Below are 14,485 nucleotides of genomic sequence, written 5' to 3' on the forward strand. Positions count from 1 at the left end.
GGCCCCCATGCTGAAGCTTGCGAAGCTCCCCGACCGCACCCCGGTCAAGATCACCATTACAGTCATGCCCGACCTCAACCGCGCGCTTTCCGATTATGCGGCGCTCTACCGGGAGACCTATGGTGAGAAGGCGGACGTGACTGACCTTATCCCCTTCATGCTGGATGCCTTCCTCGCCAGCGATCGGACGTTCGCCAGGGCACGCAAGGCGACGGGGGAGGGCTAAAACGATGAGCATCGTGATCGGTCGGTTCAAACTGTCGAGGCAGGGCGGATGGGAAGGCGAGATCCAGACGCTCACCATCAGTCGCAAGGTCCGCCTCGTGCCCAATGACGACCGGACAAGCGAGCGCGCGCCGGCTTTTCGGGTGTTGCTGGGCGGGCAACGGATCGGCGACGCCTGGGAAGAGCGGTCGCGAGGGGAGACGCCGCGCGACTATGTGCGTGTCATTCTGGACGATCCGCTTTTCCAGCATCCGCGGAAAGCCGCGCTGTTTCCTGACGTCGAGGGCAGCACCGCCAGCCTTATATGGGATCGGAGTTACCTATGATCGAGCAAGACCATCTAGAAGGCGCGAGTGTGCCAACGTCCTTGGTTACTGACCGTCTCCTTCGTCTCCATGAGGTCAAGCAACGCGTGGGTCTCAGCAAGACGACGATCTACGCCCTCATCGCAGAGAAGCGGTTTCCGAAGCCCCGGAAGATCAAACCGGCAATGGCGCGGTGGAGTGAAAGGGACATCGACGCCTGGATTTCATCCACGGCAGTGGATTGATGATATTGCCGTCCCACTTGGTAACGTGCTGCGATGCGGTCGCGACTTCTAATTGTGATGGTTGAGTGGGAATCGAAACGGGTTCTCAAAATCTGGCGCTGTTGGGAATGGAACTCTACAGACCGGCTGCATCCATTTTCGGTGCTTCGTAATCCCCGTCCTCCCCCGGAAAGCGCAGCAGCTTCTCAAAGCGCCCATCCGCCTTCGCCAGTGACCAAATGAGGCTCTGCCCTGCGGGCAGGACGTTAGGCTCCATAGCAAATACCGGAGACGCGAAAGCCGCCTTCGCGTCAATGAGCCGCCAACCGCGGTCTTTGAACATTGAAAGCATATCGTCGAGAAACAGGCCGGTAGTCAGTCTATGATGGATTAGGATCGTATGATCGATCGAGTGTCCGAAAAGAGATTGCGCCAGACTGTCATAGAAGCTCGCGCGATCCCAGACATGATCTAGAGGCTGTTATGAACCTGCAGAGATAGCAGCCGCCTGTTTCATCATGATGCAGGCGAAAGCGACGATGTGAAGTCCGGCGAGTGTTTGAGCATAGCGTTCATAGTCCTTGACGAGACGGCGGAAGCGGGTTGCCCAGGCGAATGACCGCTCGACGACCCAGCGGCGCGGCAGGAGAACAAAGTCGCGCTTGGCCTGCGGCAGTTTGACGACTTCGAGCGCGATGCCGTGTTTGTCTGCTGCATCGGCGGCCCGCCCGCCGGTATAGCCCTGGTCCACCCAGGCCAGCTCGACCGTGTCGCCGGTGACCGCCTGTACGGTGCGGGCGAGCCGCTCCACCTTGCCGCGATCCTCGGCGCTGGCTGGCGTGACATGGAGGGCCAGCAGATGGCCCAGCGTATCGACGGCCATGTGGATCTTCGAGCCCTTCTTGCGCTTGGTCCCGTCATAGCCGGCCCGCTCGCCGCTCTCGGGCGTCGATCGAAGCGTCCGGCTGTCGATGATCGCAGCGGTCGGCTCGGCCTTGTGCCCCGCTGACAGCCGCAGCACCGTGCGCAAGTCGTCCACCAGCGCCTCGAAGCAGCCCGCCGCCAGCCAGCGCTGTGTCTGCTGGTACACGGCTGCCCAGGGCGGCAGATCGTTCGGCATCCACCGCTATGGCGCGCCCGTCTTAACAATGTAGCGAAGGCCGTTGAACACCTCCCGCAGGTCATGCTCCCGCTGCCCGGCATCCTCGCGTTGCAGCAACAGGTACGGTGCAACCAGAAACCATTCCTCGTCGCTCACGTCAGACGGATAGGACTTGCGGCAAATGCTCATCCCAGCGCGGATGAATTAGCCGGTCTCACAAGTCCATAACAGCCTCTAGGAAGCGTCGCTATAGAAAAAACTGTTGGCAACGCGACAGTCGTAAGCGGCAAAAACGAGGAGACGACACAGCCCATCGCCGAAGGAACGCTGATCTTCAGCGTCATAGGGTCGGCAAAGAATGACAATCCGAAGACACGCCGCCTGCGGATCATTCTGCGCGCGTGGCAGCAAATCCCGCCATGGCCGGTTCGATCAAGGCGGTCAGTTCCTCGCGCGTCGCGCCATCGCGCGCCTGGAAGGAAATGGCCTGGAGAATGCCGTGATAGAATGCGGCCAGCGAGTCCACCTGGGTATCCGCCCAGAGTTCGCCTTCGGCAACGGCGCGGGACAGACGGGTGCGAATGAGACGGTGCGTCTCACGCCGCGCCTCCAGCAAGCGGGCACGGGCCGCCTCATTCTCGGGCAGACAATTGACCACGCCGAGGATCAGGAAACAGCCGCCCGGACGAGAAGACAAGGCGACGTCGATGCTACCTTTCAGCATCGCCCGAAGCGCGTCGCTCACAGCGGGGGTCTCGTTCAGCGCCCGCATCGGAGGGGTGCCGACCGTGGCGATATAAAGATCCACTGCCTCCAGAAACGCCGCTTCCTTCGACCCGAAGGCAGCATAGAAGCTCGGCGGCGTGATGCCGATGGCGGTCAGAAGGTCGTTGAGCTGAGCGCCCTCATAGCCCTTGCGCCAGAACACCTCCATCATGCGCTCCAGCGCCTGATCACGATCGAAACTGCGGGGGCGTCCTCTGGGTGCAGCCATGATAAATCTTTCTGTATCAGCGTTTATATAAATTCGTTGACCACCGCAGACAAGCGGGATAGCTATTTCTGTAGTCATTTATATAGAAAGGTTATCCGGCCATGGCGGCAGGCTCGCATGTTGAAACCCCGGCACCGACATTCGAACATGCGCCCAGCTCCGCCAAGGTGCCCGCGTTCGTCTATCTGCTTGCGATCGTGATTTTCGCCATCACCACCTCAGAGTTCATGGTGGCGGGGTTGATGCCGACGCTGGCGCAAGCCTTTTCGGTTTCGGTCGGCGAGATCGGCTATCTCATCTCCTTTTTCGCGCTCGGCATGGCGATCGGCGGACCACTCGCGACGGCGGGAATGCTGGCCGTGCGAAGCCCGAACAAGCCGGCATTGCTCGCCATGCTCGTCCTGTTCCTGGCTGGCAGCCTCCTCGCCGCGCTCGCACCGAACTACGCGGTCATGGCGATCGCGCGCACCGTGCAAGGTGTCTCCAGCGCGGCGTGTTTCGGCATCGCCATGACGATCTGCGCGGAATTGGTCCGTCCGGATCTGCGTGGTCGCGCCGTCTCCTTCGTCCTGGCGGGGCTGACGCTTTCGCCTATCCTCGGCGTGCCGGCGACGAGCCTTGTCAGCCAGAGCTTCGGCTGGCAGGCCGCGTTCTGGGGGATCGTTGCACTGGCCGTGCTGTGCATCCCGATCATCGCTTTCGGCGTTCCCGCCTCGAAGCGGGGGGCAGCCATCGATCTTGACGCCAGCCTGGCCGATCTGAACAATGGCCGACTTTGGGCGGCCTACACGACCAGTGGCCTCGTCATCGGCGCGACCTTCGCGGCGTTCAGCTATTTCACGGCGATCTTCACCGAAGTGGCTGGACTGCCGCAAACGGCGATCCCGCTGCTGCTGGCTGCCTATGGCGTTGCAAATATCGTTGGCAACCTTGTCGTCGGACGATTTGCCGATCGCTTTACAATTCGGGTTCTCGTCTATGGCCTGATCGTCCTGGCGGCGGCGCTGGCGCTGTTCGCGCTGTTCGCCACCAACGCCATCATCAGCGTCCTGGCCTTCCTTGTGATCGGCGTTACCGGCGTCTCGCTCAATCCCGCGATGGTGGCGCGCGTCATGCGCACCGCGCATCCGGGACCGCTCGTCAACAGCATGCACGCCTCTATGATCACCGGCGGTCTGGCGCTCGGCACATGGGCCGGTGGCTTCGGCATCGACGCCGGGCTGGGCTTGCGATCACCGCTGTGGATCGGGTTCGGATTGGCGCTTCTTGGCCTGCTTAGCCTCGCTCCGCGGAACCTTCGCCAGATCGCACCGGCATAAAACCCGATCATCGCCGATATGCTGCCGTCTCAACAAGCGCGAAAGCTTCGCGTACGCCACCGCCACCCACTAGAGCAAATTCCGATCAGTCTGCATCGTAACCGGCAGCGGCGAAGTAGTTGGCGCACTCGGCATGCGTGAACGTGTCGATGGCGGCACCGATGGCGCGGTACAGGTCGTCGCGGGTGCGGGCGGCGGCTTTGCGCAGGAGCGCCTTGAGCTTGGACCCCGTTCGACGAACAGGTCGGCAAGCGACGCCAGCACGTCTTCGTGGTTGAGCCGACGCGCGACGATCAGCGCCAGGCATTCCCGGCTCGCCTCGTCGATGATCGTCAGGATCCGGAACTTGCGCCCGTCATGGGTTCGGCCCTCGACGAAGTCGTAGGCCCAGACATGCCCTGGATATTCCGGCCGGAGCCGGATGCACGAGCCGTCGTTCAGCCATAGCCGTCCTCGCTTGGGTTGCTTCTGCGGTACCTTCAGGCCCTCGCGCCGCCAAATCCGCTCCACGCGTTTGTCGTCTAATCGGTCAAGCCGTTTGCCAAGGTGCTCGTAGTCGATCTGCTTTGCACATCGTTGTCGTCTTCGAGGTCAGGACGGGTCCAGCCTCAGCATGGCGCCAGATCGCCGGCCTCTCGATGTGGTTCCCGTGTTCCAGATGGTCACGAAGCGAGTCACGAGATGGCCGTGGCCGCACCCTGGCGGGGCGGCAGCTCGGAAAGCAGATATCAGGCCATGACAGTCACGCAACCGGTGCGTGTCCATCGAGCGAACAGCGACCGGCCGGTACCAGCCCGAGCGGACCAGCCGTGCCAAGCCAAACGCGTCGTTGCGGTCCGTCTTGTTCATCTGCAGCTTCAGGGCTGCCGCAGCATGTCTGGCATGAAGGCACACGATCGGCAGCTCTCGCTCGGTCAATGCATGCCACAACCACACGGTCATCGGGCCTGTCTCGATACCGATCCTCACGGCTCCTACGGCCCTCCGCGCCAGCACGGCCGCAATAGCGTCCGGGTCCGTTCGCGACTTGCCGTCCCATATGCGATCACCCGTTTCGTCCACGACGCAGATCGCGGTCTCCTTCATCGACACATCCAGGCCAACATAGCAGATCATCTTCCGTCCTCCACTTCAGGGGACGACAGGCTATCCTAGAGAGCACCGCTCCTGATTACGCCATGTGGTTCACCGACCAGCCGGCCGCGTGCAGCAGCGCGGTCACCCGGCGGTAGCCATAGCGCCCGTACTGCTTGGCCAAGGCAATGACGTCCTCGGTGAGCGCCTCTTCATCGTCTGCCCCGCACGGCGCCTTGCGCTGCGTCGACCGGTGCTGCCCGAGCACGCGACACACGCGCCGCTCGGATACGTCCAGCACCTCCCGCACATGGTCGATGCACCGCCGGCGCCGTGCGGGGCTCAGAAGTTTCCCCGCGCCGCCTCCTGCAGGATCAGCTTGTCCAACGTCAGGTCCGAGATCGCGCGGCGCAGCCGAAGGTTCTCCTTCTCCAGGTCCTTCATCCGCCGCGCCTGATCCGTCTTCAGACCACCATACTCCTTGCGCCAACGGTAGTAGGTCTGCTCGCTGACTGCGATGCGCCGGCATGCCTCGGCAGTCGTGCCGCCCTGGCCCAGCATGATCTCAACCTCACGCAGCTTGCCGTTGATCTCTTCGGGCTTGTGCTTCTTCGCAGGCATTCGTCGTCCCTTCCTTGGTCCAGACTGTCATAGTCGATGGACCACTCAGAAGGGGGCAGTTCACACCGCGAAGCCGGCATCGAACGGCTCGTCGCCCGGACGCGCATCGAGGCTGATCGCCGAGGCAGATGAACAATTCACTGGTGGCCGGCCGGTCCGCTTAGCGACCGATCGACACCGCGCCGTCGACATGCCGCAATCCGGTAACCGAGGTCGGTTCGTGCATGACGCCGGGCAGGTCCTCGCAACGCCGCCAACCGACACCGCCTTGCAGGACCGAAATACGGGTTGGCGGGTCGGTCGCGTCGGTCGGCCGGACGGCGCGATAGAAGGTGGCGGGAGAGAGCAGATCGCGCTGCACCAGTTCCATCACATGCCGCGCGGTGCGGGCGCCCGATGCAGCGCGAGGGCGACATAGATAGGCCCGAGCGACGTATAGAGCCGCAACATAGGCAGGTCGCTCCCATCGTCCATCACGATGCCCGCCGCGCCGGCATCTGATGGCGGACGAACGCCGTCATCGCCTCGACGAAAACCTCGTAAATCCGCTCGACGGTCCCGGCGTCGCTCATTAGCGCCTCCAGCAACAGGCCCCTCAGAAAGCAGGCGATGACCATCCGCACGATCAGCGGTTCGCCCGACCGCATGAGGTCCGAATCCTGGACCGTGTAGCGACTGGTGAACGCACCTTCGTTCGCCTGAAGCTGGCTCTGGAATTCGCGCCGCAGATTTTCGTCGGTGCGCAGTGCCCAGAAGAATTCATAGGACAGCGGGAAAGTCTGCGCCATCAGCTGACGCATCTCGTCGGCCTCGTCGCGGATCGTGCCCTGTCCGAACTGCGCCCGCCGGACCGTATCATCGATCAGCTGGATCTGGCGCTGGATCGACGCGGTAACGATCAGCGCGTTCTTGCTGGGAAAATGATGCAGCAATGCGCCGCTCGAGACACCCGCCCGCTTGCAGATTTCGCTGACGGTCGTTCTCGCAAAGCCCAGCGTGGCGAGGCAGTCCTGCGTCGCCCGGATCAGATTGTCCCGCGCCGCGGCCGTCCGCTCCTGCTGGGTGCGTCGTTCGGCTTTGCGTACGGTCGTCATGTGACCCCGTTACCCGATGATTCGGGCGTCGAGTCAAGTACATGGTGCCGTCCGATCCGGCGAACGATGATCGCCTGTCGCCGGCGATCCAGCGGAAAGGACCATGACAGGGCAGCGGACAGGACGTTGAGCGCGAGCGGAAGCCAGATGATCGCGAGGAAGAAGCCGGCCATCGCCAGCGGACCGTTGCCGCCGTCGACCTGGAAGCCGAACAGGCCGGCGACGATCAGGCCGATCCCGCTGCCGACCGCCAGCGCTGCCTTGCCCACGAAGGCGAACAGGGCGAAATAGTTGCCGGGATGCTCGCGCCCCGACTGGAGAACGCCGTAGTCCGCGACGTCGGCCAGCAGGGCAATCTGCGCCGCTATCGCGCCCGAAGTGGCGATTGCCGCCACCGAGAACATGATCAGCAGGGAGGTGAAGGCGTCGGGACCGGGAGTGATGACATACATCAGAAGATTCGTCAGCGCCGTGAAGAGGGTGCACAAGGCGATGATGCGGTGCTTGTCGACGCTGTGCCCGATCCGCAACCACAGCGCGCTGCCGACAATCGACAGCGTGTATACCGCCAGCATCACGCTGGTATAGTCGCGGCTGAGTCCTAGATAGATACTGACGTAGAAATAATAGAGACCGGTCACCATGCCGGACGACACGCCGGTCAGCGACTGCATGGCGATGAAGCGGCGCAGCGGCCGGTTGGCCCACAGGTCCCGCGCGACTTGGCGGATACCATGGCTGCGGCTGTCCGTCGCCTTCACCGGGGGATCGGATACCAGCCACAGCGCCGCGGGCACCGCAATGCCGAGTAGCAGGATCGCGACGAAGGACGCTAGCTGCGTCACTTCGGGCGTCACCGCGCGGCTCGGTAGCCAAGGCAGGAACGATATCAGCGGAAACAACGCGGTGCCGGCCATGCCGGCGATGTAGCGATAGGTCGACAGCCGGTTGCGGGCGCCATAATCGTGGCTAATCTCGCTCAACCACGCGGTGTGCGGGATCTCGACCATCGTCCATGCCAGCGTCAGCAGGAAATAGCTGGCAGTGAAATAGACATAGCCGGTCGCAGGACCCGGGCGAAAGACGAGGAGGACCGCCGGCACGCACAGTACGGTGCCCAGTGCCACCCACGTCCGCCGCCGGCCGAAGCGCAGGCGCGTGCGGTCCGACAGATGGCCGATCGCCGGATCCATCACCGCGTCGCCAAGCCGCAACAGCGTCATCAGGATGCCGACGACGACCATGTCCAGCCCGGCATATTGGACATAGAGCGACGGCAGGATGATCGAGGCCGGCCCCTGAATCATCTGCAGCGGCAGGTTGACGAGCGCATAGCTGACCGCCGTGCGCCCGTCGGCTTCGCCGGCCATCGTTCGCATCAGAAGGCGAACCGCAGCCCGAGCGACAACGTGCGCGCCTCGCCGGGAAAGATGAAATTGGGCTGGATGTAGAACCAGTAGCGCTCATCAGTCAGGTTGGTCACGTTCGCGCGCAGCGTAGTCTGATGCCCGAACAGCGGGAGGTCGTATTTTATCCCCAGGCCGATGAGCGTATAGGCCGGCGTCCGCGGGGTGGCGGCGCTGTTGATGGTCACGTCGTCGTTGCGCCGGACGTCCGCGCTGACGCTCAGGCCCGGCACCGCTGCGAACTGATAGCCGATATCGCCCGACAGCTGGAAATTGGGCGTGCCTTCCACGCGGTTGCCGACGATCGCCGGGCTCGCCCGCTCATATTGGGCGTCGAGCACCAGCACGCCGGCGCCCAGCGACACGCCGCGCACCGGGCGGACCCGGCCGTTGATATCCAGACCGCGGTAGAGCGCGTAGCCGTCCTGCACCAGTTCGTTGGCGGCATTGGCATAGGCGGCGCCGCGCCGGACCGCGAAGACGGCGGCCGATCCGGTCCAGTCACGTTCGTCGATCTTGAAGCCGGCCTCATATTGCCGGCTACGTAGCGGCGCCAGCAACGCGTCGCGATTGGCATAGAGGCTCGATACGGTCGCGCCCTGTTCGAGCGATTCGACGTAGCTGGCATAGAATGTCGTCGTCGGCGACGGCTTGTAGAGGACCGCCAGCGTCGGGGTGACCGGCGATTTGTCATATTGCGACGTCCGCAGCCGGGTCGTGGCATAGCCGCGCTGGCGATACTGGGTCCATCGCACGCCGGCCAGCAACGACAGGCCGGGCACGACCTCCACCGTATCGCTGGCGAACAGGGCCTGTTGTTCGACCTCGGCGCTCTTGTACGGGGCGACGACCATCGTCGAGCTATAGGGGACCGGCGCGCCGGTATAGATGTTGCTGGACCCCGTCGCCCGGAACACCTGGTTCACGTTGCCGAAGACAGTATAGCCCTGTGCCGATGCCCCCAGGACGAGAATGTGGTTCAGCGGTCCGGTGGCAAATTTTCCTTCGACGAGGAGTCGCCCCTGATCGAAGCGGTTACGCGACCGGCTGTCGTTGACGAAGTTGGTATAGTCGCCGGCCGCGTTGCGCAGATAGGCGAAGTCGAACGAGAAGCTGCGCCGGTTGCCCGAACTGCTCGCATCCGCCGACACGCTCCAGCCCGGCGTGATCGCGATCCGCAGGCCGGTCGCCAGCAGATAATAGTCGGTGTCGAAGTAACTGCCGGGCGTGACCGGCAGCGGATCGTCGCCCGCCGGCGGGCGCGGCAGCGCCGTGCCGGTGAAGCTGCTGACGCTGACGCCTTGGACGACGTTGCCCGTCTCGCGCCGCTGGTAGATGCCGTCGAACGTCCAGCGCAGGCCGGGGGCGAGGTCGGCCGCCAGCGACAGCGCGACACCCTTGTTGTGGATATGTGCGCCGTTGCGGGCGTCGCCATCCTCGGCGATCGCGTTCAGGCGATAGCCGAAGCCGGGCGCGACCGGCGCGCCCACATCAATATGGCCGGAAAAGATGCTGTCAGAGCGATAGCCGGCATCGACCGCGACCCGCGTGTCGTGGGTCGGCTTGGCGGTCACATAGTTGACGATGCCGCCCGGCGCGCTGAAGCCGTAGAGAAAACCCGACGACCCCTTCAGCAGGTCGATCCTGTCGAAGAATGCGATCGGCAGTTCCGCGCCGAAATTATAGATGGGCAGGCCATTGATCTTGTAGCCGTTGGCTGGGTCCAGCGGCAGGCCGCGAATGCTGAGGTTCGACGAGTAGATCGTGGTGGTATCGCCGAGCGAGGTCACCGCCGGGTCCCGTGCGAACACCTCCCCCAAGGCCGTCACCGCGCGATCGGCCAGATCATCGCGCGAGACGCTGCTGATCGACAGCGGCGTATCAAGGATCGAACGCGTGCCCAGCGTGCCGCCGAGATCCGCTTCCCGGCTCAACTGCCCGGTGACGAGGATGTCTTCGTTCGCTGAAGCATTTCCTTCCGCCTCGGTATCACGTGGCAGAGGTTGCGCCTGCGCGGCGGCAGCGTGCGGTTGCAGCATTCCTGCCGTCGCGACCACCAACCCGACGACCGGAACACTGTAACCCCCCAGCTTCAGCATACGAACCCTCCCATGATGGAAGTAGCACATAAACATACCGCGCAATCGTTATGTAAGAGTATTTTTTCGCGGGTGCGAAGGTCCGCTTTACGCTCGACCCCAGGGCTGCTGAAGACGGTGCGCGACCGCGCGGCATGGGCGGATCGCGTGCGTCACCGATGGCCAGCCGCTTTATATGTTCATCCATCAGCCAACAAAGTCGCTTATTCCGGTCTCCCGGCGGAGCCCGATCAGATCGCGACACTCACATCAATGGGTCTTGACCTTAGAGCAAATAGCTGGATTGCATCCGGAGTGTGCGAGCCAGTCGATTTAAGCAGCTTACTTCAGCTTCCCCAATCGCGTCGTTCGCGAAAGGAAAGCCGGGCGTCAAAAATTGCTTTTATCGAAGAGATGACCCAGCGCCTGAACTTGAGAAGCGAAGGGAAGGGTGTCAACGGCCGGAAGAGGGTCTGCCAAGCCGCATTAAATCTGCGCACTTGGAACGATTGAGAGCAAAGGTAGCGGTGGGACGTACCTTTTATTTGTTGGGCGCGTCGAAGCGCGACAACCCAAATTCGGCGAGGTCGAGGATATCGGTCTCGCCTGCCAGGCGTCGCGCGATCGCTTCGCCGATCGCCGCCGAATGTTTGAAGCCATGCCCCGAACAGGGGGAGGCGACCAGGACCCGGTCCATTGCCGGGTGATGGCCGATCGCGAAATGCGCGTCGGGCGACTGCGTGTACAGGCACGCCGCGGATCGCGCGGCATCGGGACGCACTCCGCACAGCCGTCCGGCGACATGCGCGGCGTACATCGCCGCCGCCTCATCAGGATCGACGGTGCGGCGCACCGTGTCGGGCGTCACCGGAATCGGCGGCTGTTCATTGGCGGTCTTGATCGTGCAGCCACCGTCGATCGACGGGAAGCCATAGAAGTCGCGCGTCCGATCGCCATGCGACCAGATGAAGGTGGGTCCCCCCGCCCATGCCGCCGTCAGCGCCGGCTCCGGTTCGAGCGGGAACCAGTGCATGACTTGCCGTATCGGGGTGAGCAGCGAGGCGAAGGGTTCGCCCAGCAGCGTACCCGCCCAGCTGCCCGCCGCAACAACCACCTGCGCGGCGATGATCCGTTCGCCCCCGGCCAGTTCGATCGCGATCCCGCCCGCAATGGGATGCAGCGCCGCCACTACCTCGGCGAAGCGGCAGAGGCCGCCCGCTGCTTGGGCCAGCATCAGGTTGGTCGCGATGCAGCGCTCGACGTGCAGATAGCCGCCGCCCGGTTCGAAATAGCCATGGTCGGCGTCGCCTACCGCGAATTGCGGGAAGCGGTGGCGGATGGCATCGGCGTCGAGTTGCTCGTGATCGATGTCGAACCGCTCAGCGGCGGCGATCGTGCGGCCGAGAAAGCTGTCCGCACGATCGCCGCCGCCGCCCGCCGCCAGCACGAGGCAACCGGGCGTGGTCAGCAGGGAGCGCCCGGTACGCGCCTCTAGATCGCGCCAGATCGCATGGCTGCGCAGCGCCAGCGGGACATAGGCCAGACCCTCGGCAATCGCGCGGCGAGTGATGCGCGTCTCGCCGTGTGAAGACCCCTGAACGTGCGGCGGCACGAACCGGTCGATGCCGACGCAGCGGAGACCGCGCTCTGCCGCCTGCAACAAGGTTGCGCTGCCGACCGCGCCCAGCCCGACGATCGCGACATCGAATGCGGTTGCCATGACGATCAGTAGCTGTAGCCGACCGACAGGCCGATGGTGCGCGGAATGATGACGCTGATCGCGGTGCCGCCGGCCGGGGTGGCGGCGGTGCGATAGGCGGCGCCCAGTCGCCCGCGCTGATCGGTCACGTTGCGCGCGAACAGCGTGAAGGCCAGCGGCCTGCTGCGCACGCCAGCGCGCAGATCAAGCGTGGCATAGGCGGGCAGCGTTACCCGCGGCACGCCTGCGCGCGCCTGAAACTCGGCGATGCGCCGCCCGTTATAGACCGCCGTTCCGCCGACGAAGCCGGTGACGTCGTTGCTTAGCGCCACATCCTGATCGGCCGCGACCGATCCCGCCCAGCGGGCGCTGTAGGGCAGCCGGTCCCCTTCGGTCCCGAACAGCGCGGCGGTACGGCCGGCTGGCAGGTCGCGGGTCAGCGCCGAGTCGGTCCAAGCGCCGGTCACCGCGACCGCCCCACCGTTCCACGGACGCAGATCGACGGTGGCTTCCGCGCCACGGCTGCGCGCCCGGCTGCCATTAGTGTAGAACAGATAGCCACTGGTCGGGTCGTTGCCCGATAGCTGGACATTGGTCCAGTCGATCCAGAACAGGCTGACGTCGAACCCGATCCTGCGATCGGGGGTGAGCCCCTTCAGCCCCAGTTCGTAATTGGTGGTCCGGTCGCTATCGAACGACGGCGGCAGGCTGGGCAAATTCGTGTTGGGGCCGCCGGGGCGATAGCCTGACGCGACCCGGGCATAGGCGGTTAGATCGCGCCCGATCCGCCAGCGCGGCGACACCAGCCACGTCGCGGCGGTTTCGCGGGAGCGCTGAACATTGGCGGTAATGCCGCCGTTGAGCGGCCCGGACAGCGCCTGCCGGTACACCTGCCGGTTTTCGGCGATGCGCCCGCCGAACTGGACGTCGAACGCGGGGGTGAAGTGCCAGGTGAGCGTGCCGAATGCGGCCAGATCGCGGAAGGTCGACGGTATGTTGCCGGCATACAGGTTTGCGCTGTCGCCGCCGGCGATCGCGTCGAGGCTTTGCAACGCGACCGTATCCTCATTGGTGTAGAAGCCGCCGATCAGCCAGTCGATCGTGCCGCCAGGCTGCGACGCCAAGCGTACTTCTTGCGTCCATTTGTCGGTATTGATCGTGTTGCTCAAGATCGCGCGGCGGCCAGGATAGCCGAAGCGGGTCAGCACGCCGGCGAACCGGTCGGTCGAATCGGTCGGCGTATTGTATCGGCTCTCGCCATAGCCGGTGATCGAGGTCAGCTCGGCCCCGCCCAGGTCCCACGCGGCCCGCCCCTGATACAGCCGGTTGCGCACCGCATAGGGCACGGGCCGGGCCGACAGCGGCGCGGCCCAGCGGCCGAACGGCGACGATCCGTTGCCGGCAAGGAACACGGTCGGCGCGTCGGTGCCCGACAGGTCCTGCGTCAGCGCCTGCACCGTAATGGTCAGCGCATCGACCGGTTGCGCGAACAACGCAACGCGGCCGCCCCAAACCCGTCCGCTATTGGCGTTGTCGACCTTCGATAGCGTGTTGTCGATGAACCCCGGGTCCTGCCGGTAGAAGCCGTTAACCCGCACCGCCACCCGGTCGGCGATAATTGGCACGTTCACCGATCCGCGTGCGAACGCGCCGGTATCGCCATGCGCGATCGATTGGCTGCCAAACTCGAACGCGGCGCGGGCGCGCGACGGATCGGGAGTGGCCGTGACATATTTGATGAGGCCGCCCAGATTGTTCGCGCCGTACAGCGTCCCCTGCGGCCCGCGCAGTACCTCGATGCGTTCGAGGTTCGATGGATCGAGATCGGGGGTCAGCCGGTCGCCATAGCCTGCGAAGGACGACGATCCGAACGGCGTGTCGTCGACGGTGGTCGACACCGTCGGATTGGCCCCGCGCCCGGTGGTAATGCCGCGCAGCGCCACGGTGGTGAAGCCGCCGCCGCCGGTGTAGCTCAGTCCGGGCACGCGGTCGAAGTAATCGCGAAGCTGTGTGAGGTTCTGCCGCGTCAGGTCGGCGGCGTTGACCGCCGTCACCGACACCGGAACGTCGATCAGCCGTTCGACCCGCTTCTGCGCGGTTACGACGATCTCGCCGGGCTCATCGGCCCGATCGGCCTCGACCGTGCGGTCGGTAACCTGCGCGTGGGCCGCCCCGCTCCATCCGATCACCGCGATGACCGCACCCAGCGCGACGCCGTTTTTCCCGATTCCCCGCATAGCCCACCCTGTCGTTACCGTTGCTTAACAAGCAGCACGATACAGGGGTGTATCGTCAACACACACGATTCTGATGGGGATTAAAGCTAAGCTATTCGCCAGTTTTG

At 64.2% G+C, this 14,485-nt stretch carries 12 protein-coding genes and 4 pseudogenes; 4 read left to right on the forward strand and 12 right to left on the reverse strand.

The genetic code is table 11. The annotated features are described in order from the left end of the window. Positions 1–7: 7 nt before the first annotated feature. From QE385_RS16455 to QE385_RS16465, 3 genes are read left to right on the forward strand one after another with little or no spacing between them, the layout of a single operon-like run. Positions 8–226 carry a DUF2274 domain-containing protein gene (locus QE385_RS16455; RefSeq protein WP_307103672.1) on the forward strand — a complete coding sequence of 73 codons (219 nt, stop codon included), beginning with the start codon at positions 8–10 and terminating at the stop codon, positions 224–226. A gap of 4 nt (positions 227–230) precedes the next feature. Further along, the gene (locus tag QE385_RS16460; protein ID WP_307103674.1) at positions 231–551 is read left to right on the forward strand and encodes a DUF736 family protein; all 321 of its coding nucleotides are present in this window, start codon (positions 231–233) and stop codon (positions 549–551) included. Next, positions 548–775 carry an AlpA family transcriptional regulator gene (locus tag QE385_RS16465; RefSeq protein ID WP_307103676.1) on the forward strand — a complete coding sequence of 76 codons (228 nt, stop codon included), beginning with the start codon at positions 548–550 and terminating at the stop codon, positions 773–775. The genes QE385_RS16460 and QE385_RS16465 overlap by 4 nt, the downstream gene beginning before the upstream one ends. Positions 776–1,235: 460 nt before the next feature. Here QE385_RS16465 and QE385_RS16470 read toward each other — a convergent pair. Both QE385_RS16470 and QE385_RS16475 read right to left on the reverse strand, forming a co-directional pair. After that, positions 1,236–2,045, reverse strand: a pseudogene (locus QE385_RS16470) (IS5 family transposase). Between the two features lie 199 nt (positions 2,046–2,244). Next, positions 2,245–2,850: a TetR/AcrR family transcriptional regulator gene (locus tag QE385_RS16475; RefSeq protein ID WP_307103678.1), complete on the reverse strand. Its 606-nt coding sequence runs from the start codon at positions 2,848–2,850 to the stop codon at positions 2,245–2,247. Between the two features lie 101 nt (positions 2,851–2,951). Here QE385_RS16475 and QE385_RS16480 point away from each other — a divergent pair, with 101 nt between their 5' ends. After that, on the forward strand, positions 2,952–4,169 hold the full coding sequence (locus QE385_RS16480) for an MFS transporter (RefSeq protein ID WP_307103680.1): 1,218 nt from the start codon (positions 2,952–2,954) through the stop codon (positions 4,167–4,169). A gap of 85 nt (positions 4,170–4,254) precedes the next feature. Here the strand turns inward: QE385_RS16480 and QE385_RS16485 are convergent. The 10 genes and pseudogenes from QE385_RS16485 to QE385_RS16530 all read right to left on the reverse strand — a co-directional run. Further along, positions 4,255–4,398: pseudogene (locus tag QE385_RS16485) on the reverse strand (IS630 family transposase); the annotation flags it as partial. Beyond that, positions 4,395–4,694, reverse strand: a pseudogene (locus QE385_RS16490) (DDE-type integrase/transposase/recombinase); the annotation flags it as partial. The pseudogenes QE385_RS16490 and QE385_RS16485, both read right to left, overlap by 4 nt. A gap of 66 nt (positions 4,695–4,760) precedes the next feature. After that, positions 4,761–5,285, reverse strand: a complete 525-nt coding sequence (locus QE385_RS16495; RefSeq protein ID WP_307103682.1) for a transposase — start codon at positions 5,283–5,285, stop codon at positions 4,761–4,763. 67 nt (positions 5,286–5,352) lie between these two features. After that, positions 5,353–5,864 (reverse strand): annotated as a pseudogene (locus QE385_RS16500) (transposase); the annotation flags it as partial. 160 nt (positions 5,865–6,024) lie between these two features. Next, entirely contained in the window at positions 6,025–6,234 is a 210-nt protein-coding gene (locus QE385_RS16505; protein ID WP_307103684.1) for a hypothetical protein, read from the reverse strand. A gap of 103 nt (positions 6,235–6,337) precedes the next feature. Further along, positions 6,338–6,958, reverse strand: a complete 621-nt coding sequence (locus tag QE385_RS16510; protein ID WP_307103686.1) for a TetR/AcrR family transcriptional regulator — start codon at positions 6,956–6,958, stop codon at positions 6,338–6,340. Then, positions 6,955–8,328 (reverse strand): MFS transporter, encoded by a 1,374-nt coding sequence (locus QE385_RS16515; RefSeq protein ID WP_307103687.1) that lies wholly within the window; start codon positions 8,326–8,328, stop codon positions 6,955–6,957. Before QE385_RS16515 ends, QE385_RS16510 begins: the two co-directional genes overlap by 4 nt. A gap of 8 nt (positions 8,329–8,336) precedes the next feature. Beyond that, a complete protein-coding gene (locus tag QE385_RS16520) occupies positions 8,337–10,463 on the reverse strand; it encodes a TonB-dependent siderophore receptor (protein ID WP_307103689.1) in 2,127 nt (708 codons plus the stop codon). A 520-nt stretch (positions 10,464–10,983) separates the two neighbouring features. Further along, entirely contained in the window at positions 10,984–12,162 is a 1,179-nt protein-coding gene (gene solA / locus QE385_RS16525) for an N-methyl-L-tryptophan oxidase (RefSeq protein WP_307103691.1), read from the reverse strand. 5 nt (positions 12,163–12,167) lie between these two features. Beyond that, positions 12,168–14,378, reverse strand: a complete 2,211-nt coding sequence (locus QE385_RS16530; RefSeq protein ID WP_307103693.1) for a TonB-dependent receptor — start codon at positions 14,376–14,378, stop codon at positions 12,168–12,170. Positions 14,379–14,485 lie beyond the last annotated feature (107 nt).

The organism is Sphingomonas sp. SORGH_AS_0950 (genome assembly GCF_030818415.1).
GTDB lineage: Bacteria > Pseudomonadota > Alphaproteobacteria > Sphingomonadales > Sphingomonadaceae > Sphingomonas.

Coding starts and splice junctions, on each gene's coding strand:
- QE385_RS16455 (WP_307103672.1), top strand. CDS start 8: ATGCTGAAGCTTGCGAAGCTCCCCGACCGCACCCCGGTCAAGATCACC.
- QE385_RS16460 (WP_307103674.1), top strand. CDS start 231: ATGAGCATCGTGATCGGTCGGTTCAAACTGTCGAGGCAGGGCGGATGG.
- QE385_RS16465 (WP_307103676.1), top strand. CDS start 548: ATGATCGAGCAAGACCATCTAGAAGGCGCGAGTGTGCCAACGTCCTTG.
- QE385_RS16475 (WP_307103678.1), bottom strand. CDS start 2,850: ATGGCTGCACCCAGAGGACGCCCCCGCAGTTTCGATCGTGATCAGGCG.
- QE385_RS16480 (WP_307103680.1), top strand. CDS start 2,952: ATGGCGGCAGGCTCGCATGTTGAAACCCCGGCACCGACATTCGAACAT.
- QE385_RS16495 (WP_307103682.1), bottom strand. CDS start 5,285: ATGATCTGCTATGTTGGCCTGGATGTGTCGATGAAGGAGACCGCGATC.
- QE385_RS16505 (WP_307103684.1), bottom strand. CDS start 6,234: ATGGAACTGGTGCAGCGCGATCTGCTCTCTCCCGCCACCTTCTATCGC.
- QE385_RS16510 (WP_307103686.1), bottom strand. CDS start 6,958: ATGACGACCGTACGCAAAGCCGAACGACGCACCCAGCAGGAGCGGACG.
- QE385_RS16515 (WP_307103687.1), bottom strand. CDS start 8,328: ATGGCCGGCGAAGCCGACGGGCGCACGGCGGTCAGCTATGCGCTCGTC.
- QE385_RS16520 (WP_307103689.1), bottom strand. CDS start 10,463: ATGCTGAAGCTGGGGGGTTACAGTGTTCCGGTCGTCGGGTTGGTGGTC.
- solA (WP_307103691.1), bottom strand. CDS start 12,162: ATGGCAACCGCATTCGATGTCGCGATCGTCGGGCTGGGCGCGGTCGGC.
- QE385_RS16530 (WP_307103693.1), bottom strand. CDS start 14,378: ATGCGGGGAATCGGGAAAAACGGCGTCGCGCTGGGTGCGGTCATCGCG.